Consider the following 20,244-nt stretch of genomic DNA (forward strand, 5'->3'; position numbering starts at 1 on the left):
TGATGGACCCGATGAGGCGCGCACACACCGTGGAGGAGATCCGGGCGGCCGAGGCGGCGCTGATGGCGACGCTGCCGGAGGGCGCCCTGATGGAGCGGGCCTCGACCGGTCTGGCGCACCACGTCGCGGACCTGCTCGGCTCCTGCTACGGCCGCACCGTCCGGCTGCTGGTCGGCTCCGGTGACAACGGCGGCGACGCGCTCCACGCCGGCGCCGTGCTGGCCCGCCGCGGGTGCCGGGTCGAGGTGCGGGCGCTGTCCGAGTCGCCCCACCCGGCCGGTCTCGCCGCGCTGCGCGCCGCCGGCGGACGGGTGCTCGAGGCGGGGGAGGCCGGGCGTCGTCCCGACCTCGTCCTCGACGCGATCGTCGGCATCGGCGGCCGTCCCGGCCTGCGCGCGGACGCCGTCGCGGCCCTCGCCGAGGTCGCGGGCGTGCCGGTGGTGGCGGTCGACGTCCCGTCCGGGGTCGGCGTCGACACCGGCGAGCTGCCGGACGGCGGGGGCACCCACGTGACCGCCGACGTCACCGTCACGTTCGGCACCCACCGCGTCTGCCACCTCGTCGACCCCGCCGCCGCGGCCGCGGGCGCCGTCCACGTCGTCGGGCTCGGCGGGCCGTCGGGCGACCTGGCGCTGCCGCCGTCCGCCGTCACCGCGCTGCAGGCCGCGGACGTCGCCCGGCTCGTGCCGAGGCCCGGCGGCGCGGACCACAAGTACTCCCGCGGCGTCGTGGGGGTCCGCGCCGGGTCGGCCCGCTACCCGGGCGCCGGGCTGCTGTGCGTGGCGGGCGCCGCGTCCGGGCTCGCCGGGATGGTCCGCTACGTCGGGGACGACGTCGTCGGCGACCGCGTCCGCTCCCAGCACCCCGAGGTCGTCGGCGCCGGGCGCGTGCAGGCGTGGGCCGTCGGCTCCGGCACCGACGCCGGCGCCCGCCGCACGCTGCAGGAGGCCCGCGCGGACGACGTCCCCCTCGTCGTCGACGCCGACGCGCTCGCCCACGTCACCGACTTCGGCGGCCCGCTGGCCAGCGCCGTCGTCCTCACGCCGCACGCGGGCGAGCTCGCGACGATGCTCGACGTGTCGCGCGGCGAGGTCGAGGCCCGGCCCCTCGCGTCCGCCCGCCGCGCCGCGGAGACGTTCGGCGCCGTCGTCCTGCTCAAGGGCCGCCGGACGCTCGTCGCCGACCGCGACGGCGACGTCAGGGTCAGCGCCAGCGGCACCCCGTGGCTGGCGACCGCCGGTGCCGGCGACGTGCTCACCGGGCTCGTCGGCGCCCTGCTCGCCGCCGGCCTCACGCCGTACGACGCCGCGTCCGTCGGTGCCTGGCTGCACGGCTCGGCGGCGACGCTCGCCTCGTCCGGCGGACCGCTGGTGGCCGGCGAGGTGGCCCGGGCGATCCCGGCCGCGGTGCGTGCCCTCACCCCCGGAGCCGCCCGGGGCTGAGAGGATGCCCCGCGTGCCGCACCAGCCCCGCGTCGAGATCGCCGTCGACCTCGACGTGGTCAGCGCCAACGTGGCGCTGCTCACCGAGCGCGTCGCACCGGCCGCGATGATGGCCGTGGTCAAGGCCGACGGCTACGGCCACGGGCTCGTCGAGGCGGCCCGCGCCGCCCGCCGCGGCGGCGCGCCCTGGCTCGGCGTGGCCACGCCCGAGGAGGCGATGGCCCTGCGGGACGCGGGCGACGACGGCCCGCTGCTCTGCTGGCTCACCACCCCGGGCGACGACCTCGCCCCGGTCGTCGCCGCCGGCGTCGACGTCACGGCGTACGACGCCCGCGAGGTCGCCGTCCTCGCCGAGGCCGGCGCCGCCCTCGGCCGCCCCGCCCGGGTGCAGCTCAAGGCCGACACCGGCCTCTCCCGCGGGGGAGCGACCCCCGACGACTGGCCCGACCTCGTCGCGGCGGCCGTGCGCGCCCGCGACGCAGGCCACGTGGAGGTCACCGGGACCTGGTCCCACCTCGCCTGCGCCGACGAGCCCGACCACCCCGCCAACGACGCCCAGCAGGACGTCTTCGAGGCCGCGCTCGCCGTCATGGCCGAGCACGGGCTCGACCCGGGCCTGCGCCACCTCGCCAACTCCGCCGCCGCTCTCCTGCGTCCCGGCGCGCGCTACGACCTGGTCCGCTGCGGCATCGCGACGTACGGCGTCGACCCGGCGCCCGGCGCGCACGACCTGGCGGCGTCCGGGCTGCGGCAGGCCATGACCGTCCGCGCCCGCGTGGCGCAGGTGAAGCGGATCCGCGCCGGCGCAGGCGTCTCCTACGGCCACCGGTGGACCGCGCCGTCCGACACCTGGGTCGCGCTCGTGCCCGCCGGGTACGGCGACGGCGTCCCGCGGCACGGCACGAACGTGCTCGAGGTGCTGCTCGGCGGGCGACGGCGACCCGTGCGGGGCGCGGTCTGCATGGACCAGGTGGTCGTCGAGCTGGGTCCGGACGAGGCCGACCGGGTCGAGCCGGGCGCCGAGGCGGTCCTGATCGGCGACGCGGCCACGGGTGCCCCGACCGCCGACGAGTGGGCGGCGGCCTGCGGCACGATCGGCTACGAGATCGTCACCCGCATGGGTGGCTGGCGGACGGTGCGCACGCACCACGGCGAAGGGACGGGCCCGTGAGGCGCGGCGGCATCATCGGTCTGGCGGCGGGTGCGGTCGGCCTCACCGCGACGGGGCTCGCGGCCGGCGCCGCCGTCCAGCGGCGTCGCAGCATCCACCGCCGGTCGCCCGGCGAGGAGGTCGAGCTCGGCTCGCTCCGCGCCCCCGCGCTCACCGTCGTCGCGGACGACGGCGTCCCGCTGCACGTCGAGATCGACGAGGTCGACGGGCAGGGGCCCGGCGACCTGACCGTCGTCCTCGTGCACGGCTACGCCCTCAACATGGACTGCTGGCACTTCCAGCGCGCCGCCCTGCGTGGACGGGTCCGCACGGTGCTCTACGACCAGCGCTCCCACGGCCGGTCGGGCCGCTCCGCGCCGGAGCAGGCCACCATCGAGCAGCTCGGCCTCGACCTCGCGCGCGTCCTCGACGAGACCACCGAGGGGCCCGTCGTCCTCGTCGGCCACTCGATGGGCGGGATGACGCTGCTCGCGCTCGCCGAGGAGCGGCCCGAGCTGTTCGGCGACAGGGTGGTCGGCGCCGGCCTCGTCGCGACGGCCGCCGGCGGGCTGCACCCCCACAAGACGGTCTTGCCGATGCTGCCCTCGACCATCGGTGGTGGCCTCTCCACCCGGATCGTCGCCCTGCTCGGGCGCAACCACCACACGGTCGACGGCATCCGCCGCCTCGGCAAGGACGTCGCCTTCGTCGCGACCGACATCTTCGCCTTCGGCGGCCCCGTGCCCGAGGCGTGGCTGGCGTTCGTCGACGACATGATCAACGCGACGCCGTTCGACGTCCTCGCCGAGTTCTTCCCGGCGTTCCGCAGCCTCGACAAGTACGCCGCGCTGAAGGCCTTCGAGCGCATCCCGACCGTCGTCATCGGGGCGACGAAGGACAAGATGACGCCGATCAAGCTGTCGCGGAAGCTCGCCCAGGCGCTGCCCGACGTCGACCTCGTCGAGTGCGAGGGCGCCGGTCACCTGGTGATCCTGGAGCAGCACGACGAGGTGCAGCGGGCCCTGGAGGCGATGGTGGAGAAGGCCCGTGTCCTCGTCTGAGGCGATGACCGTCCGCGACGGCGACGCCATGCGCGACGTCGGCGAGCGGCTCGCGCCGCTGCTGCGCGCGGGGGACCTGCTGGTCCTCGTCGGCGGCCTCGGCGCTGGCAAGACGACCTTCACCCAGGGCCTCGGCCTCGGCCTCGGCGTCCGCGGCGCGGTGACGTCCCCGACCTTCGTGCTGTCGCGGGTCCACCCCTCGACGGTCGGCGGACCCGCCCTGGTCCACGTCGACGCCTACCGCCTCGGCCTGGGCGCCGGGGACGGCGACGACCTCGGCGTCGTCCTCGACGACCTCGACCTCGACGCCTCCGTCGAGGACTCCGTCACCGTCGTCGAGTGGGGCGAGGGCCTCGCCGAGCGTCTCGCCGACGACCGCCTCGAGGTCCGCATCGACCGTTCCTCCGACCCCGCCGACGAGACCCGCCGGGTCCGCCTCGTCGGTGTCGGTGCGCGCTGGCACGGCGTCGGGCTGGACGTCTGACGCGGCCCCGCGCGGCAGTCACAGGGGCCTCAGGAGCCTCGGGTTTCACCAGCCGGCCGGTGAACCACCGACTCGGCTGACGAAGCTTCGTGGGCCAGGTCGCGACATCACCAGCCGGCTGGTGAAACCCCCGGGCGGCCCGGGCCGGCCACCACCGGGCGGGACCGCGCGCGGGCGATAACCTCGACCCCGTGCTGCTCACCCTCGACACCGCGACGGCGTACGTCTCGGTCGCGCTCCACGACGGCACCGACGTGGTCGCGGAGGCGGCGGGCGAGGAGCGGATGCGGCACGGCGAGCAGCTGGCGCCGGCGATCGCGCAGGTGCTGCGCGAGGCCGGTGCCGAGCGTGGCGACCTGACGGCGGTCGGTGTCGGGGTCGGGCCGGGGCCGTTCACCGGTCTGCGGGTCGGCGTCGTGACCGCGCGGGTGCTGGGCCACACCCTCGGCATCCCCGTGTACGGCGTGTGCAGCCTCGACGTCCTCGCCGTCGAGGCCGTCGCGCGCGGGCAGGTCGAGGGCGCGTTCGTCGTGGCCGGCGACGCGCGCCGCAAGGAGGTCCACGTGGCGACGTACGACCAGGGCACCCGCCTGGAGGGCCCCGTCGTCGCGAAGCCGGCCGACGTCGCCACCGAGCTGCCGGTCGTGGGGGAGGGCGCGCGGCTCTACCCCGACGCGTTCCCCGGCGCGGTCGGGCCGACCCGGGTCTCGGCGGGGTTCCTGGCCCGCACCATCCACGGCGAGCACGCCGAGCTGCTCGACCCGGAGCCGATGTACCTGCGCCGCCCGGACGCCGTCGCCGGGCTGAGCTCCAAGCGCGTCTCGTGACCGGGGACGGCGCGCCGGTGGTCCGCGTGCGCCGCGCCACCCGCGCCGACGTGGACGCCGTGGCCGCGTCGGAGACGGTCAACCTCGGCGCCGACGCCTGGTCGCCGGCCCTCGTGCGCGCCGGGATCCTCGGCGACCTGCCCACCGTGCGCTACCTGCTCGCCGAGGTGGACGACGAGGTGGACGACGAGGGTGCGGGGGAGGTGGTCGGCCACGCCGTCGCCAGCCTCGTCGCCGACGTCGCCGAGCTCCAGCGCATCGCGGTCGACGCGGGCCACCGCCGCGCCGGCGTCGCCACCGACCTGCTCGCCGCCGTCGAGGCCGAGGCCCTCGCCGTGGGCGCCGAGCGGCTGCTGCTCGAGGTCCGCGAGGACAACCGCGGCGCCCAGGCGTTCTACGCCGCCCACGGGTTCGCCAAGATCGCCCGGCGCCGCAGCTACTACGGGGACGGCACGACGGCCGTCGTGATGGAGCGGCGGCTGCGGTCTCAGCCCGCGAGCTGACCCGAGTAGAACGTGTGCCGGGTCGCGAACCCGAGCCGGGCGTAGACCGCGATCGCGGGCGCGTTGTCGACGTACACGCCCAGCGTGGCCACGCCCGACGCCCCCGCCAGCGCGCGACGGGTGAGCGCGGCCGAGAGCGCCGTGCCGAGCCCCCGCCCGCCGTACGACGGCAGGACGGCGATGCCGCGCAGGTTGCCGGTCCCGTCGGGCTGGCGGGCCACGGCGCCGACGCCCGCGAGGACGCCGTCGGCGGCGCGCACGCCGAGCCAGCACTCGATCCCGACGGTCCCGGGGCGGGCGTGGGTCTCGGGCATGGCCGCATCGAGCACGCCGTCGATCTCGGCGGCGTCCTCCACCTCGGTCACGGCGTCCTCGCCGACCACGGGCGCGGGCGGGGTCCGGGTCAGCATCCAGTGCCACGACCGCGGCTCCGACGGCCGCCAGGCGGGCGGCAGGGACGCCGCGGCGTCCTCGTCCACGATCAGCCGCCACGGCCGGTCGGCCTCCGCCGCGACCTCGACGAGCAGCGGCCCCAGGTCGGCGGTGGGCCCGACCCCCGCGGTCATCACCCGGACGCCCTCCGCGACGGGCCGCTCCATCTCGACCACGGCCGCCTCACCGCGCCGCCAGGCCCGGCGGACGGCGTCGGGGGCGACGTGGTGCAGCAGGAACGGGTCGTCGAGCCCCGCGAGGGCGGCAGGCACCTGCGTCACCCGGCCATCATGGCCACCGCCACAATGGGGGCGTGGACGAGCCCCTGGTCCTCGGCATCGAGACCTCCTGCGACGAGACCGGCATCGGGATCGTGCGCGGTCGCACGCTCCTGGCCGACGCGGTCGCCAGCAGCGTGGACGAGCACGCCCGCTTCGGCGGCGTCGTCCCGGAGGTCGCCAGCCGCGCCCACCTCGAGGCGATGGTCCCGACGCTCGACCGGGCCTGCGAGACCGCCGGCGTCCGCCTCCAGGACGTGGACGCCGTCGCCGTCACCTCCGGTCCCGGCCTGGCGGGCGCGCTGCTGGTCGGCGTCGCCGCCGCGAAGGCCCTGGCGATCGGCCTCGGCAAGCCGCTGCACGGCGTCAACCACCTGGCGGCCCACGTCGCCGTGGACCAGCTGGAGCACGGTCCGCTGCCCGAGCCGTGCCTCGCGCTGCTCGTCTCCGGCGGGCACTCCAGCCTGCTCCGCGTGGACGACGTCACCGCCGGCGTCGACCCGCTCGGCGCCACCATCGACGACGCGGCGGGGGAGGCGTTCGACAAGGTCGCCCGCCTGCTCGGCCTCGGCTTCCCCGGCGGCCCGCTCGTCGACAGTGCGGCCGCGTCCGGCTCGTCGGTCGCCATCGACTTCCCGCGCGGTCTCACCAGCCGCCGCGACCTCGAGCGCCACCGCTTCGACTTCTCCTTCTCCGGCCTGAAGACCGCGGTCGCCCGCTGGGTCGAGGCCCGCGAGCGCGCCGGCGAGCCCGTCCCGGTCGGCGACGTCGCCGCGTCCTTCCAGGAGGCCGTGTGCGACGTCCTGGTCCGCAAGACCCTGGACGCCGCCGCCACCTCCGGCGTCGAGGACCTGCTGATCGGCGGCGGCGTCGCCGCCAACTCCCGCCTGAGGGTCATGGCCGTCGAGCGCGCCGAGAAGGTCGGCGTCCGCGTCCGGGTGCCCCGCCCGGGCCTCTGCACCGACAACGGGGCCATGGTCGCCGCCCTCGGCGCCGAGGCCGTGCGTCGCGGCCGGGCGCCGTCCGACCTGGACCTGCCCGCCGACTCCTCCCTGCCGGTCACCGAGGTCCTCACCTAGCTCCGGGTGCTCGCCGGGTGCCCGCCGTCGACTTCCTCCCCCTCCGGCGGGTACAGCAGGAGGTGTGCAGCGTTAGGTTGTGCACGTCACAACACGGCGCAACGAGGGAGAGCCCATGCAGCAGGTCAAGGCGGTCGTGGCGAAAGCCAAGGGCGAGCCGGTCTCGATCGAGACCATCAACGTCCCGGACCCCGGTCCCGGCGAGGCACTGGTGCGGATCCAGTCCTGCGGGGTGTGCCACACGGACCTGCACTACCGCGAGGGCGGCATCAACGACGAGTTCCCGTTCCTGCTGGGCCACGAGGCCGCGGGCGTCGTCGAGGCGGTCGGCGACGACGTCACCGAGGTCGCCGCGGGTGACTTCGTCGTCCTGAACTGGCGCGCGGTGTGCGGCGAGTGCCGCGCCTGCGACCGCGGCGAGCCGCAGTACTGCTTCGCCACCCACAACGCGACGCAGAAGATGACGCTGGAGGACGGCACCGAGCTGTCCCCGGCCCTGGGCATCGGCGCCTTCGCCGAGAAGACGCTCGTCGCCGCCGGCCAGTGCACCAAGGTCGACCCCGAGGCCCGGCCCGCCGCGGTCGGCCTGCTGGGCTGCGGCGTCATGGCCGGGCTCGGCGCGGCCATCAACACCGGCGGCGCGACCCGTGGGCGCAGCGTCGCCGTCATCGGCTGCGGCGGCGTCGGCGTCGCGGCGGTGGCCGGTGCCGTGCTCGCCGGCTCCAGCCCGGTCATCGCCATCGACATCGACGCCAAGAAGCTGGACGCCGCGAAGAAGCTGGGCGCGACGCACGTGATCGACTCCTCGACCGAGGACGTCGCCGCCCGGGTCAAGGAGATCTGCGACGGCTACTACCCGGGCGCCGAGGGTGCGGACGTCGTCGTCGAGGCGGTGGGCCGGCCCGAGACGTGGAAGCAGGCGTTCTACATCCGCGACCTCGCCGGCACCGTCGTCCTGGTCGGCGTCCCGACCCCCGACATGACCGTCCCCGAGATCCCGCTGATCGACGTGTTCGGCCGCGGCGGCTCGCTCAAGTCCAGCTGGTACGGCGACTGCCTGCCCAAGCGGGACTTCCCGATGCTCGTCGACCTCTACCGCCAGGGCCGTCTCGACCTCGACGCCTTCGTCACCGAGGAGATCGCGCTGGACGACGTCGAGGCGGCGTTCGAGACCATGCACCACGGTGGCGTCCTGCGCTCGGTGGTGGTCCTCTGATGGCCGCCGGCACCGGGCTCCGCGTCGACCACGCCGTCACCAGCGGCACCTTCAGCCTCGACGGCGAGACCCACGAGGTCGACAACAACGTCTGGGTGGTCGGCGACGACGACGAGTGCGTCGTCATCGACGCCCCGCACTCCGTCGACGACATCCTCGCGGTCGTCGGGGGGCGCACCGTGAAGGCGATCATCGCCACCCACGCGCACGACGACCACGTCCGCGTGGCGCCGGAGCTGCGCCGGCGGGTCGGCGCGCCGATCCTGCTGCACCCCGCCGACAAGCCGGTCTGGGAGCTCACCCACGCCGACGAGCTGTGGGACGTCGACCTCTCCGACGAGCAGTCCATCAAGATCGCCGGCGCCTCGATGAAGGTGCTGCACACGCCGGGCCACGCCCCCGGTGCGGTGTGCCTCTACGTCCACGACCTGGGCTGCGTCTTCACGGGCGACACCCTCTTCCACGGGGGCCCCGGGGCGACCGGCCGGTCCTTCAGCGACGCCGACCTCATCAAGGAGTCCATCCGCGCCCGGCTCCTCGAGCTGCCGGACGACACCGTCGTCCACACGGGGCACGGGGAGGACACCACGATCGGTCAGGAACGCGTGAACCTCGAGTGACCACCGACCGCACGTGCCCCCGCAGCCCGTACCGCGGCGTTCCTGGAGACGCCGCGTGGACGGCGGAGGTACCGTGCGGTCAACTCGACGCTGGATGGGGCCATGGACGCTGAGTACTGGCAGGCGCTCTGCGACGGCGACCGCCACGCGTCGCTCGCGGCGGTCCGCCGGCTGCGCTCCTCGGGCCTCACGAACTCGCAGGTCATCAGCGAGCACATCCTCCCCGCACAGCGTCGCGTCGGGGACCTCTGGCTCGAGGGCGCGTGGAGCGTCGCGCAGGAGCACGCCGCGACCGCGATCAACGAGGGGCTGATCCACTGGCTCGGGTCGTTCAGCGACCCGCCGGCCGCCGGGCGGCCCCTGGTGCTCGTGTCCTGCCTCGAGAAGGAGTCGCACGCGCTGCCGGCCCTCATCGTCTCCGAGGCCCTGGTCGAGGCCGGCTACCGCGTCAACTACCTCGGCGGGGCGCCGGAGCCCGACGACCTGCTGCGCCAGGTCCTGCGGCTCAAGCCGCGCGCGGTCATGTTCAGCGCCTCCCTGACCTCGTCGCTGGGCCGCCAGAAGCGCATGCTGAACCAGATCCGCTCCCTCGGCCTGCCCGTCATCGTCGGCGGGCAGGGCTTCGGGGGCGACGGGTCGCGGGCCGAGGCCCTCGGGGCCACCGCCTGGTGCGCCAGCCCCGCCCACGCCGTCGCGCTCCTCGAGACGCTGCCGGAGCGCACCGAGCGGCTCCCGGTGCCCGAGCCCACGATGGCCGACGAGGAGGCCGCGTGGATCGAGGAGCACCGCGCGCAGATCGCCGGGTACGTCGTCGCCGGCCTCCGCGACGCCGACCACTTCTCCGACGAGCTCGCGCGATCCTCGCGCAGCTGGCTGGTCGAGCTGGAGGGCCTGGCCGACCACCTCGTCGGGTGCCTGTCCGCCGCGCTGGTGACCGGCGACGAGACGATCATGGTCGAGGCCCACTCCTGGCTCGCCCGCGTCCTCACCGCCCGCGACGTCGACACCGTCCTGCTCGTCGAGGCGTGGTCGCTGCTCGCCGAGTCGCTGCGCGGCCACCCGCTCGCCCGTGCCGCCGTGGCCTCCGCGGCGAGCTACGCCGAGCAGGCCATCACCGACGACTCCGACGACCGCCCGGCCTGAGCCCGCCGGCCCGGGGACAGGCCGGGGTCAGACCGGCTCGACCAGCAGCGCCGTCCCGGCCCCGGCGACCCGGGTGAGCACGAGCGTGGCCGTCACGTCGCCGCTGAGGTCGAGCCGCTTGCGCAGCTGCGCGGGGACGACGTCGACCCCGCGCTTCTTGATGGTCAGGGCGCCGATCCGGCGGAAGCGGAGCGCCGCGCGCAGCTGCTTCTCGCGGTAGGGCAGCTCCTCGAGGACCCGGTACGACCGGGACAGCGCGGCCGGCCCGGGGGCGTGGGCGCTCACGTAGGCGAGGTGGGGGTCGACGAGCCAGCCGTCGCAGCGCGCAGCGACGGCGGTGACCAGGCCGGCCCGGACGACGGCGTCGTCCGGCTCGACCAGGTAGTCGCCGACCGCGCCGGTCGGGGCCGGCACCCGGTCACCGACGGGGTCGTCCTCGTCGGTGAGCGTGGCCAGGCCCGTCGCGCCCAGCACCGTCGCGCGACGTGACGCCGTCGCCAGGGCGGGACCCCACAGCGCGGCCTCCTTGAGGTGGCCGCGGTCGCTGACCCACTCGGCCTCGACGCCCTCGGGGACGAGGTCGTGGGGGAGGCCCGGTGCGACCTTGGCGACGGCGGGGACGGGGCCGGTGAGCAGCCCGGTCACGACGTCCCACGAGGGCTCCCAGGCGTCCGCGCGGAAGGTCCTGCCGGTGCCGTCGCGGCGCGCGGGGTCGATCATCGCGGCGTCGAACGGCGCGAGGTCGAGCGTCGTGCCGTCGCGGACGTCGACCGCGACGGGCAGGCCCAGCGAGGCGACGTTGGCGCGGGCGACGGCCGCGGTGACGGGGTCGAGGTCGGTGCCGACGCAGGTCGCCCCGGTGGCGGTCGCGACCGCCATGAGGTCGCCGCCGATGCCGCAGGTCAGGTCCGCGAACGCGTCGACGCCGTACGCCGCCAGGCGGCGCGCGCGGTGCGCGGCGACGGCGGGCCGGGTGGCCTGCTCGAGGCCGGCCGGGGTGAACCAGAGCAGGTCGGCGGCCTCCCCGAACTTCGCGCGCGCCCGGCGCCGCAGCGAGGCCTGGGTGAGTGCGGCCGTGACGAGGTCGCCGTCCGCGCGCCGCCGCAGGCGCGCCTGCACGGTCAGCTCGTTCGCGCCGTCCTCGAGCGCCGCGGCGGCCTCGGCGACGAGGCGGGTCCCCTCGTCGGTCAGCAACCACCGGAAGGCGTCGGCGTCCATGCGGTCATCCTCGCAACCCGGCCGCCGCCGCCGTGCGGCCGGGACGCGACCCTCCCTGGCACTCGCCTGCGCTGAGTGCTAGTTTCGCCATTGGCACTCTCGCCACGAGAGCGCCAGCCCGCACCGGGGTGCGGCACCCGCGACGGCGCTCCCCACCGCAGGCCCCCAGCATCGGCACCCGGCGCGAGCCGGGGCCACCCACACCCGTACCAGTGGAGAAAGTGGAGGTCGACATCGTGTCGGTCAACATCAAGCCCCTCGAGGACCGCCTCGTCGTCAAGCCGCTCGACGCGGAGCAGACGACCGCTTCCGGCCTGGTCATCCCGGACACCGCCAAGGAGAAGCCCCAGGAGGGCGAGGTCCTGGCCATCGGCCCCGGCCGCGTGGACGACAACGGCAACCGCGTGCCGCTCGACGTGAACGTCGGCGACAAGGTCATCTACAGCAAGTACGGCGGCACCGAGGTCAAGTACTCCGGCGAGGAGTACCTGATCCTGTCCGCGCGCGACGTGCTCGCGGTCGTCGGCTGACGATCGGCCCAGCAGCGCCGTAGGGCGGGTCCGTACCGCTCGCGGTGCGGACCCGTTTTCCTTTCCCCAGCTCATCCAAGGAGCAAGCAGTGCCCAAGATCCTGGAGTTCGACGAGGACGCCCGCCGCGCGCTCGAGCGCGGCGTCGACGCCCTCGCCAACGCCGTCAAGGTGACGCTCGGCCCGAAGGGCCGCTACGTCGTCCTCGACAAGAAGTGGGGCGCCCCCACCATCACGAACGACGGCGTCACCGTGGCCCGCGAGGTCGAGCTCGACGACCCGTTCGAGAACCTCGGCGCGCAGCTGACCAAGGAGGTCGCCACCAAGACGAACGACGTCGCGGGTGACGGCACCACCACGGCCACCGTGCTGGCGCAGGCGATGGTCCACGAGGGCCTGCGCGCCGTGGCCGCCGGCGCCAACCCGATGTCGCTGAAGCGCGGCATGGACAAGGCGACCGAGGCCGTCGGCGAGGCGCTCCGCGAGGCCGCCCGCGACGTCGACTCCCGCGAGGACATGGCGTCCGTCGCGACCATCTCCAGCCGCGACGCCCACATCGGCGACCTGCTCGCGCAGGCCTTCGACAAGGTCGGCAAGGACGGCGTGATCACGGTCGAGGAGTCCAGCACCATGGGCACCGAGCTCGAGTTCACCGAGGGGATGCAGTTCGACAAGGGCTACATCTCGCAGTACTTCGTGACCGACCCCGAGCGGATGGAGGCCGTCCTCGACGACCCGTACATCCTGCTGCACCAGGGGAAGATCTCCTCGATCTCCGAGCTGCTGCCGCTGCTCGAGAAGGTCATCGCCGCCGGCAAGCCGCTGTTCATCCTCGCCGAGGACGTGGACGGCGAGGCGCTGTCGACGCTGGTCGTCAACAAGATCCGCGGCACCTTCAACGCCGTCGCGGTGAAGAGCCCGGCCTTCGGTGACCGCCGCAAGGCGATGATGCAGGACATCGCGACCCTGACCGGTGGTCAGGTCGTCGCCCCCGAGGTCGGCCTCAAGCTCGACCAGGTGGGCCTCGAGGTCCTGGGCCAGGCGCGTCGCGTCGTCGTCACCAAGGACGACACCACGATCGTCGACGGCGCCGGTGACGCCGACGCCGTCGCGGGCCGCGTCAACCAGATCAAGGCCGAGATCGAGAACACCGACTCCGACTGGGACCGCGAGAAGCTCTCCGAGCGCCTCGCGAAGCTGGCCGGCGGCGTGTGCGTCGTCAAGGTCGGCGCCGCCACCGAGGTGGAGCTCAAGGAGAAGAAGCACCGCATCGAGGACGCCGTCTCCGCGACGCGCGCCGCGATCGAGGAGGGCATCGTCCCCGGCGGTGGCTCCGCCCTCGTCCACGCCGTCTCGGTGCTGGAGGACGGCCTCGGCCTCACCGGCGACGAGGCCCTCGGCGTCCGCATCGTGCGCCGCTCGGCCGACGAGCCGCTGCGCTGGATCGCCGAGAACGGCGGTTACCAGGGCTACGTGGTGACCTCGAAGGTCCGCGAGCTCGGCGTCGGCAGCGGCTACAACGCCGCCACCGGCGAGTACGGCGACCTGGTCGCCCAGGGCGTCCTCGACCCGGTGAAGGTGACCCGCTCCGCGCTGGTCAACGCCACCTCGATCGCGGGCATGCTGCTCACGACCGAGACCCTGGTCGTCGACAAGCCCGCCGAGGAGGAGCCCGCCGCGGCCGGTCACGGCCACGGTCACGGCCACTGAGCCCAGGCTCCACCCGCAGCACGTCGTACGGCGCCCCCGGTCCGCTCGGACCGGGGGCGTCGTCGTGTCAGGCCAGCAGCCAGGCGTAGCGCGCGGCCTCGAGCACGATCCAGAAGCGCAGGAAGCGGCCGGCCAGGCCGGCGAGGACGAAGACCTCGATGCGGGTGCGCAGGAGGCCGGCGACGACGGAGACGACCGCGAAGGGCGGCAGGCCGGTGAGGCTCGAGGTGAAGAGCAGGGCGGCCGTCGTCCACGGGCGGCCCTCGGTGCGGGCGCGCCACCGCTCGACGGAGGTCCGCCAGGACTCCTTCGCCATCTTCCGCCGCAGCCACGGCACGCGGTCGAGGCGGTCGCCGGCGTAGTACCAGACCACCTTGCCGACCATCTGCCCCACGGCCGCGGCGCCCACGAGGAGCAGCGTCGGGGCGGTGGAGTCGGCGGCCGCGACGGCCAGGTAGGCCTCCACGTTCAGCACGGGAATCAGGGCGGAGGCCACCGAGAAGCCGAACGTGAGGGCGAGGAGCCACACGGTCAGGTGCTCCCGGGCACGGGCAGCCCCAGGCGCAGCAGGCGCACCAGCGAGGCCGTCTTCAGCACCACCAGCGCGAGCGCGAGCGCCAGGCCCACCCACATCGACCCCGTGACGAGCAGCAGCACGGCGACGATGGCCGAGTTCACGGCCTTGCCCGGCGGCGACCAGTTCCACAGCCACAGCCGCCGGTCGACGACGTAGAAGTAGTTGGGGGAGCGGATCGGCCACGCGACGAAGGCGATGGACAGCAGGCAGTCGATCACCATGAACTGCGCGAGGTAGACGAAGACCGCCGGGGCGAGGTCGGGCTGCAGCCAGGCCAGGCCGATGTAGAACGACGCCGCGCAGAGGCGGTCCGAGAAGATGTCGAGCAGCGCCCCGACCCGGCTCTCCTGGCCGAGCGCGCGGGCCACGGCCCCGTCGAGGACGTCGCCGATCCAGTAGACGACCAGCCCGGCCACCAGCAGGACCAGCGAGGACTGCTGCGCCGCCACGGCCGAGAGGGCCACGGCGCCCACCGTGCGCGCCAGGGTGACGACGGTGGGGACGGTGAGCAGCCGCTCGTTGTGGGCGAGCACCCCGACCCGCGGGTCGTCCGGCGCGACGTCCCGCGGCGGGTCGAGGAGATGGTCGAGCGCCACGGGCACAACCTAGCCAGCCACGCCGGCGTCGCAGGGGATCTGCGGGCTCGGCCGGTCGGCGTCGTCCCGCAGCCACACCCGCGCACCGTCACCGCACACCTGGGCGACGACCCGGTAGCGGGCGTCGACGTCGGCGAACAGGACGGGTGCGGCGGGGTTGCCCCAGGAGCCGAACCACGACTGCTCGACGATCCAGGTCGGTGCGGCGGCGGAGTCGACCACGGACCTCAGCTCGCGGTAGTCGGGGTCCAGCGTGCGCATCGGCAGGCTCCACAGGTGCCGGTACGGCGACGCCATCCCCGACAGCAGCTGGATGTCGGCCCGGCCCCCGAACACGACCAGGGTGTCGCCGGGCTCGGCGACGTCCGCGAGCGCCTCGCCGGTGCGGGCCTCCTGGGCCCGGTCCGGCCCGACGACGTTGACCGCGACCCAGGCGGCGGAGGCGACCACGCAGGACACGACGCTGGCGACGATCACCGCCCGCATGGCCACGCCCCGCTTGCTGGTGCGCCCGCGGCGGACCAGCATCGCCGCGCTCAGCGCGCTGCCCGGGACCAGCGTGAACAGGTAGGCCCGCCAGAAGCTGCCGCCGAGGAGCAGCGCGACGACGTCCACGGCGATCATCACCGCGATCGCCGTCGTCAGGGCGGGGCGGTCGCGCCACTCGTCGCGGGCGTGGACGACGAAGCCGCCGATGAGCAGGACGACCCCGGCCACGACGGCGTACGACAGGAGCTCGAGGAAGCGGACCTCGTTGGCCTCCGAGGAGTACTCGGCGATGACCGCGAACGCGTCGGAGCGGAAGCCGTAGACGTCGTACCAGAGGGTCCTCAGCCGGACACCCGCCGCGAGGGCCCACGCCACGGTGGCGACGACGGGGACGGCGGCCCCGGCGACGGCCGCCCCGCCGAGCCGGACGGCGCGCGGCCCGGGCAGTCGCGCGTCGCGCGGGCCCAGGGTCGCCGAGGCGACGAGCAGCACGGCGCCGAACACGAGCCCGCCGACGAGGTTCTGCTTCATGCCGAGGGCGGCGGCGGCCAGGAACCCGGCGGCGGCCGCCTGCACCAGCGCGCGGGCCGGCGGGGGCTCCTCGGCGCCCGTGCGGGAGGCGAGCAGCGCCAGCCAGCAGCTGCCCATCACCAGCGGCAGCCCCAGCAGCTCGCCCTTCACCGCGACGGAGTCGATGGCGGTGTTGGAGACGACGGCGGCCGTGGCGACCGCCGTCCAGGCCGAGGCGCGCTCGCCCGCGACGACCCGGGCGCAGCCGGCCGCCGCGACCACGAGCAGCACCGCCGCGACGGCACCGGCCGCCCGCAGCGCGGTGACGCCGCCCAGGTGGTCCAGCAGCCCCACGAGGGCGATCAGCGGCGGGGGCCGGTCGACGAAGTACGGGCCGTACATGCTCGTCGGCTCCGGGCGCCAGGCCCGGGCGACGAGGATGAAGCCCGCCTCGTCGGGCCGCACGGGCCAGAAGTGGCCGGGGAAGCGGAGCAGGGCGGCGGCCCCGGCCGCCGCCGCGACCACAGCCCGACCCCCCACGTGGACCGAGGTTAGCGGCGCCGAAACACGGGCGACGCCGCTCCGCAACGACTCGGCGTCACCCTGGGCGCATGCTCTGGCGCGTCCGCACCACCCTGCCCGACCGTCCCGGCGCGCTCGCCGCCCTGGCCCAGGCCTGCGGCGAGGCCGGGGTGAACGTCATGGGCCTGCAGATCTTCCCCGGTGTCGTCGCGGTCACCGACGAGCTGGTGCTGCGCACGCCGGCGGGATGGGGAGCCGACGACCTCGCCCGGCTCGTGGTCGCCGCGGGCGGGGAGAGCGTCGCCGTGGTGGGGTGCTCCGAGGCGGCGCTCGTCGACCAGCCCGCCCGCTACCTGCGGGCGGCCCGGTCGGTGCTCGCGAGCCCGTCCAGCTTCACCGAGGTCGTCGCCGACCTCTTCGACGCGGGCGCCGGTCCGGAGCCCGGCCCCGGGCTGGAGGGAGGCCCGGGACCGGACGTCATGGAGATGAGGGTCGGCGACGTCGTCGTGCAGGTGTGGCGCCGGACGCCGTTCACGGCGACGGAGCACGCCCGCGGCGCCGCGCTGGCCGACCTGCTGGCCGACGTCCTCTCCCGGGGGCGGACCGAGCTGGCGCCGCCCGTCGCGGGCCCCGAGAGCCACGCCGACGTCGAGTACGTCGTCGGCCCGGGGGGCGCCGGCGACGTCGAGGCCGTCGTCGGTGCGACCGTGGTCGGGTCGGCGACCCTGGACGGGCCCACCCCGGACGGCGTGATGACGCTGCGGCTGCACGTCGACCCCACGTGGCGCCGGCACGGGATCGGCACCCGCCTGCTGCGGACGGCGGCCCGCGAGGCGGCGGAGCGGGGCGCCGGCGAGCTGCTCCTGGAGACCGCCGCCGACAACCAGGCCGTGCTCCCGATGGTGCTCGCGGCGGGCCTGCGGGGACGGATCCGCGTCAGCGCCGGACGGCTCGCCGTGCTCGTGCCGGTGCGGGGGCGGTCGCCCCGGGTCGCGCGCACGGGGTGACTACAGTGGGGGGTCCCGGCAGGCAGTGGAGAGGACCCCGCAGGCGATGGACGAGACGACCGGCATCCCGGACAAGTTCGCGGCGGTGGGGCTCACCTACGACGACGTGCTCCTGCAGCCCGGTCACTCGGACCTGGCGCCGTCGGACATCGACACCACCACGCGGCTGACCCGGGAGATCGACCTGCGGGTGCCGCTGATCAGCGCGGCGATGGACACGGTCACCGAGTCCCGCATGGCGATCGCGATGGCGCGCGAGGGCGGCATCGGCGTCCTGCACCGCAACCTGTCGACGGCCGACCAGGCCTACCAGGTCGACCTGGTCAAGAGGACCCAGACCGGCATCATCTCCAACCCGGTCACGATCGGCCCCGACGCGACGCTGGAGGAGCTCGACCGGATCTGCGGCGAGTACCGCGTCTCCGGCCTGCCCGTCGTCGACACGGACATGCGGCTGCTCGGCATCATCACCAACCGCGACCTCCGCTTCACCCCGGTCGCGGAGTGGGCGAGCACCAAGGTCGACGAGATGATGACCCCGATGCCGCTGATCACCGGCCACGCCGGCATCAGCCGCGACGAGGCCACCGCGCTGCTGCGCAAGCACAAGCGCGAGCGGCTGCCGCTGGTCGACGACGCCGGTCACCTCGTCGGCCTCATCACCGTCAAGGACTTCGTGAAGGGCGAGCAGTTCCCCCACGCCTCGTACGACGCCGACGGGCGGCTCATGGTCGGCGCGGCCATCGGCTACTTCGGCGACGCCTGGGAGCGGGCGACCACGCTGGTCGAGGCTGGCGTCGACGTCCTCGTCGCCGACACCGCCCACGGCCACGTCAGCCTGCTGCTCGACATGGTGCGGAAGCTCAAGTCCGACCCGGCCACGAAGCACGTCCAGGTCATCGGCGGCAACGTCGGCACCCGCGAGGGCGCCCAGGCGTTCGTCGACGCCGGCGCGGACGCCGTCAAGGTCGGCGTCGGGCCGGGCTCGATCTGCACCACCCGCATCGTCACGGGCGTCGGGGTGCCCCAGGTGACGGCCGTCCACGAGGCCTCGCTGGCGTGCGGCCCGGCCGGCGTCCCGGTCATCGCGGACGGCGGGATGCGCCACTCCGGGGAGATCGCGAAGGCGCTCGTGGCGGGCGCCGACTCGGTCATGCTCGGCTCGCTGCTCGCGGGCTGCGAGGAGTCGCCCGGCGACCTCGTCTTCGTCAACGGCAAGCAGTTCAAGAAGTACCGCGGCATGGGCTCGCTCGGCGCGATGAGCAGCCGGGGCAAGAAGTCGTACTCCAAGGACCGCTACTTCCAGGCCGAGGTGACCAGCGACGACAAGATCGTGCCCGAGGGCATCGAGGGCCAGGTCGCGTACCGGGGCCCGCTCTCCGCGGTCGCCCACCAGCTGCTCGGGGGGCTGAACCAGTCGATGTTCTACGTCGGCGCGCGGACCGTCCCGGAGCTGAAGGAGAAGGGCCGCTTCGTGCGGATCACCTCCGCCTCGCTCCAGGAGTCGCACCCGCACGACGTGCAGATGACGGTGGAGGCGCCGAACTACTCGGGCCGCTGAACGGCGCGCCCGTCCTGGGGCTGTCGGGTCACAGCTCGCCGGTCAGGAACTGCGCGCGGCCCCGGCCGAACGACCAGTCGTCGCGCCCCACCTCCGCGACGGAGACCAGCAGGTCCTCGCCCCGCAGCCCGCACCGCTCCTCGAGCCGCTCGGCGAGCGCGGCGTACAGGGCCTGCTTCTGCTCGGTGCTCCGGCCCTGCTGGAAGACGTGGACGACCACCTGCTGCGAGGTGCGCTCGTAGCCGAGCCCGGTGTCCTCGAGGATGATCCGGCCGGGCGGGTGCTCGGTGATGACCTGGTAGCGGTCGCGGGGCGGGGCGGCGAAGACGTCGAGCATGCACTCCTGGACGACGTCCGCGAGCAGACGGATCTCCTCGTCGGTGCGTCCGGTCTCGAGGTCGATGCGTACGAGGGGCATGGGAGCGGGGTACCCCACCGGCCCGTCGTGAGAGCATCCGGCACATGGGGAGCGTGCTGTCCGTGGAGGTGCGACGGCCCGCGGCGCCGGGGGAGGACCCGACGGGTGAGCCGTTCGCGACCTCCTTCGCGGTCGAGGAGGGCACGACGCTGTCGGGGTTCGCGGAGCAGCTGGTGTCGTCCGGGTACCTGCCCGGACTCCCCGGTGACGGCGCCGGCCTCGTCTGGATGCTGGTCGAGGGCCCCAGCCGCGACCCCGTCGTCCTGCTGCACGGCGGCGGCGCCGACCTGGTGCCCGCCGACCGCCCGCTGCGGGCGCCGTACCGCTTCCACCTGACGGTGCACCCGGCGGCCACGCCCGAGCAGGTGCGCCGGCGGGTGGAGCACGGGCCGTGGGACGGACCGGGGCGTCGTCCCCCACGCATGCTGCCGGGCGGGATCCAGGTCGGGCTGACCCGTGCCAGCGTCCACGCCGGCGACGACGCGGAAGCGCCCCACCACCGGACCCTCGACCTCCCTGCCGGGGCGACGATCGCGGAGCTCGCGGCCCGGGTGTTCGCCAGCGGGTACGGCGCCTCGGTGGTCGGCGGCTCGGTCTGGTTGCTCCGGCTGGGGGACAGCCCCGTGGCCGTGATCACTCAGGCCGACGCCGACGTGGTCAACGGCCGGGCGCGCCCCGACGGCACCCGCCTGAACCCCCACTCCGGTCGTTGGATCCAGGCCTCGATCCTCGTCGACTCGCTGCTGCTGGTCGGCCGGGGGTGGACCCCGGTCGACGACGGCGCGGAGGCCCACCTCGAGTACCGACGGACCGAGCCCCCCTTCGGCGTCCTCGACGAGGCACGGCGCAGCAGCCGGTCCTAGGCTGATCCC

21 protein-coding genes are annotated in these 20,244 nt (G+C 75.0%); 15 read left to right on the top strand and 6 right to left on the bottom strand.

What is annotated here, in order from left to right; translation table 11 throughout:
- Positions 1-11: 11 nt before the first annotated feature.
- The 6 genes from MJ876_RS06960 (at position 12) to MJ876_RS06985 (ending at position 5,467) form a co-directional block, all read left to right on the top strand.
- A complete protein-coding gene (locus MJ876_RS06960; protein ID WP_240235516.1) occupies positions 12-1,442 on the top strand; it encodes an NAD(P)H-hydrate dehydratase in 1,431 nt (476 codons plus the stop codon).
- Between the two features lie 4 nt (positions 1,443-1,446).
- Positions 1,447-2,613: an alanine racemase gene (alr, locus tag MJ876_RS06965; protein WP_240235517.1), complete on the top strand. Its 1,167-nt coding sequence runs from the start codon at positions 1,447-1,449 to the stop codon at positions 2,611-2,613.
- Positions 2,610-3,653, top strand: coding sequence for an alpha/beta fold hydrolase (locus MJ876_RS06970; RefSeq protein WP_240235518.1), 1,044 nt, complete (start codon positions 2,610-2,612; stop codon positions 3,651-3,653). The genes alr and MJ876_RS06970 overlap by 4 nt, the downstream gene beginning before the upstream one ends.
- A complete protein-coding gene (gene tsaE / locus MJ876_RS06975) occupies positions 3,640-4,137 on the top strand; it encodes a tRNA (adenosine(37)-N6)-threonylcarbamoyltransferase complex ATPase subunit type 1 TsaE (protein ID WP_240235519.1) in 498 nt (165 codons plus the stop codon). The genes MJ876_RS06970 and tsaE overlap by 14 nt, the downstream gene beginning before the upstream one ends.
- 191 nt (positions 4,138-4,328) lie before the next feature.
- Positions 4,329-4,964, top strand: coding sequence for a tRNA (adenosine(37)-N6)-threonylcarbamoyltransferase complex dimerization subunit type 1 TsaB (gene tsaB, locus MJ876_RS06980; protein WP_240235520.1), 636 nt, complete (start codon positions 4,329-4,331; stop codon positions 4,962-4,964).
- Entirely contained in the window at positions 4,961-5,467 is a 507-nt protein-coding gene (locus MJ876_RS06985) for a GNAT family N-acetyltransferase (protein ID WP_240235521.1), read from the top strand. Before tsaB ends, MJ876_RS06985 begins: the two co-directional genes overlap by 4 nt.
- Here MJ876_RS06985 and MJ876_RS22145 read toward each other — a convergent pair.
- Complete coding sequence (locus tag MJ876_RS22145; RefSeq protein ID WP_240235522.1) at positions 5,452-6,180, bottom strand: GNAT family N-acetyltransferase; 729 nt, start codon at positions 6,178-6,180, stop codon at positions 5,452-5,454. The genes MJ876_RS06985 and MJ876_RS22145 overlap by 16 nt on opposite strands.
- A gap of 32 nt (positions 6,181-6,212) precedes the next feature.
- Between MJ876_RS22145 and tsaD the strand changes: the two genes are divergently transcribed.
- From tsaD to MJ876_RS07010, 4 genes are all read left to right on the top strand, one after another.
- On the top strand, positions 6,213-7,256 hold the full coding sequence (gene tsaD / locus MJ876_RS06995; protein ID WP_240235523.1) for a tRNA (adenosine(37)-N6)-threonylcarbamoyltransferase complex transferase subunit TsaD: 1,044 nt from the start codon (positions 6,213-6,215) through the stop codon (positions 7,254-7,256).
- Between the two features lie 115 nt (positions 7,257-7,371).
- Positions 7,372-8,472 carry an S-(hydroxymethyl)mycothiol dehydrogenase gene (locus MJ876_RS07000; protein ID WP_240235524.1) on the top strand — a complete coding sequence of 367 codons (1,101 nt, stop codon included), beginning with the start codon at positions 7,372-7,374 and terminating at the stop codon, positions 8,470-8,472.
- Positions 8,472-9,092, top strand: a complete 621-nt coding sequence (locus tag MJ876_RS07005; protein ID WP_240235525.1) for an MBL fold metallo-hydrolase — start codon at positions 8,472-8,474, stop codon at positions 9,090-9,092. The genes MJ876_RS07000 and MJ876_RS07005 overlap by 1 nt, the downstream gene beginning before the upstream one ends.
- 102 nt (positions 9,093-9,194) lie before the next feature.
- A complete protein-coding gene (locus tag MJ876_RS07010; protein ID WP_240235526.1) occupies positions 9,195-10,235 on the top strand; it encodes a B12-binding domain-containing protein in 1,041 nt (346 codons plus the stop codon).
- Positions 10,236-10,262: 27 nt separating this feature from the next.
- Here MJ876_RS07010 and MJ876_RS07015 read toward each other — a convergent pair whose 3' ends face one another.
- Positions 10,263-11,453 (bottom strand): class I SAM-dependent methyltransferase, encoded by a 1,191-nt coding sequence (locus tag MJ876_RS07015; protein WP_240235527.1) that lies wholly within the window; start codon positions 11,451-11,453, stop codon positions 10,263-10,265.
- Positions 11,454-11,689: 236 nt separating this feature from the next.
- On the opposite strand from MJ876_RS07015, the gene groES reads away from it, so the two are divergent.
- Complete coding sequence (groES, locus tag MJ876_RS07020; RefSeq protein WP_240235612.1) at positions 11,690-11,983, top strand: co-chaperone GroES; 294 nt, start codon at positions 11,690-11,692, stop codon at positions 11,981-11,983.
- An 89-nt stretch (positions 11,984-12,072) separates the two neighbouring features.
- On the top strand, positions 12,073-13,692 hold the full coding sequence (gene groL / locus MJ876_RS07025; protein ID WP_240235528.1) for a chaperonin GroEL: 1,620 nt from the start codon (positions 12,073-12,075) through the stop codon (positions 13,690-13,692).
- A 67-nt stretch (positions 13,693-13,759) separates the two neighbouring features.
- Here groL and MJ876_RS07030 read toward each other — a convergent pair whose 3' ends face one another.
- The 3 genes from MJ876_RS07030 to MJ876_RS07040 are packed head-to-tail and all read right to left on the bottom strand — an operon-like array spanning position 13,760 to position 16,404.
- A complete protein-coding gene (locus MJ876_RS07030; RefSeq protein ID WP_240235529.1) occupies positions 13,760-14,221 on the bottom strand; it encodes a VTT domain-containing protein in 462 nt (153 codons plus the stop codon).
- Between the two features lie 2 nt (positions 14,222-14,223).
- Complete coding sequence (locus MJ876_RS07035) at positions 14,224-14,865, bottom strand: CDP-alcohol phosphatidyltransferase family protein (protein WP_240235530.1); 642 nt, start codon at positions 14,863-14,865, stop codon at positions 14,224-14,226.
- 9 nt (positions 14,866-14,874) lie between these two features.
- On the bottom strand, positions 14,875-16,404 hold the full coding sequence (locus tag MJ876_RS07040; protein WP_240235531.1) for a hypothetical protein: 1,530 nt from the start codon (positions 16,402-16,404) through the stop codon (positions 14,875-14,877).
- Between the two features lie 71 nt (positions 16,405-16,475).
- Here MJ876_RS07040 and MJ876_RS07045 point away from each other — a divergent pair, with 71 nt between their 5' ends.
- The gene (locus tag MJ876_RS07045) at positions 16,476-17,393 is read left to right on the top strand and encodes a GNAT family N-acetyltransferase (protein WP_240235532.1); all 918 of its coding nucleotides are present in this window, start codon (positions 16,476-16,478) and stop codon (positions 17,391-17,393) included.
- Between the two features lie 46 nt (positions 17,394-17,439).
- Positions 17,440-18,954 (top strand): IMP dehydrogenase, encoded by a 1,515-nt coding sequence (guaB, locus tag MJ876_RS07050; protein ID WP_240235533.1) that lies wholly within the window; start codon positions 17,440-17,442, stop codon positions 18,952-18,954.
- Between the two features lie 28 nt (positions 18,955-18,982).
- Here the strand turns inward: guaB and MJ876_RS07055 are convergent, their stop codons facing one another.
- Positions 18,983-19,372 carry a tautomerase family protein gene (locus MJ876_RS07055; RefSeq protein ID WP_240235534.1) on the bottom strand — a complete coding sequence of 130 codons (390 nt, stop codon included), beginning with the start codon at positions 19,370-19,372 and terminating at the stop codon, positions 18,983-18,985.
- A gap of 44 nt (positions 19,373-19,416) precedes the next feature.
- Here MJ876_RS07055 and MJ876_RS07060 point away from each other — a divergent pair, with 44 nt between their 5' ends.
- Positions 19,417-20,235, top strand: coding sequence for a hypothetical protein (locus tag MJ876_RS07060; RefSeq protein ID WP_240235535.1), 819 nt, complete (start codon positions 19,417-19,419; stop codon positions 20,233-20,235).
- Positions 20,236-20,244 lie beyond the last annotated feature (9 nt).

This window comes from Nocardioides sp. CFH 31398 (assembly GCF_022436705.1).
Taxonomy (GTDB): Bacteria; Actinomycetota; Actinomycetes; order Propionibacteriales; family Nocardioidaceae; genus Nocardioides.

Excerpts from the sequence above, each read along its gene's own strand:
- MJ876_RS06960 (WP_240235516.1), top strand. The coding sequence starts at position 12 with ATGAGGCGCGCACACACCGTGGAGGAGATCCGGGCGGCCGAGGCGGCG.
- alr (WP_240235517.1), top strand. The coding sequence starts at position 1,447 with ATGCCCCGCGTGCCGCACCAGCCCCGCGTCGAGATCGCCGTCGACCTC.
- MJ876_RS07000 (WP_240235524.1), top strand. The coding sequence starts at position 7,372 with ATGCAGCAGGTCAAGGCGGTCGTGGCGAAAGCCAAGGGCGAGCCGGTC.
- MJ876_RS07005 (WP_240235525.1), top strand. The coding sequence starts at position 8,472 with ATGGCCGCCGGCACCGGGCTCCGCGTCGACCACGCCGTCACCAGCGGC.
- MJ876_RS07010 (WP_240235526.1), top strand. The coding sequence starts at position 9,195 with ATGGACGCTGAGTACTGGCAGGCGCTCTGCGACGGCGACCGCCACGCG.
- MJ876_RS07015 (WP_240235527.1), bottom strand. The coding sequence starts at position 11,453 with ATGGACGCCGACGCCTTCCGGTGGTTGCTGACCGACGAGGGGACCCGC.
- MJ876_RS07045 (WP_240235532.1), top strand. The coding sequence starts at position 16,476 with ATGCTCTGGCGCGTCCGCACCACCCTGCCCGACCGTCCCGGCGCGCTC.
- guaB (WP_240235533.1), top strand. The coding sequence starts at position 17,440 with ATGGACGAGACGACCGGCATCCCGGACAAGTTCGCGGCGGTGGGGCTC.
- MJ876_RS07055 (WP_240235534.1), bottom strand. The coding sequence starts at position 19,372 with ATGCCCCTCGTACGCATCGACCTCGAGACCGGACGCACCGACGAGGAG.
- MJ876_RS07060 (WP_240235535.1), top strand. The coding sequence starts at position 19,417 with ATGGGGAGCGTGCTGTCCGTGGAGGTGCGACGGCCCGCGGCGCCGGGG.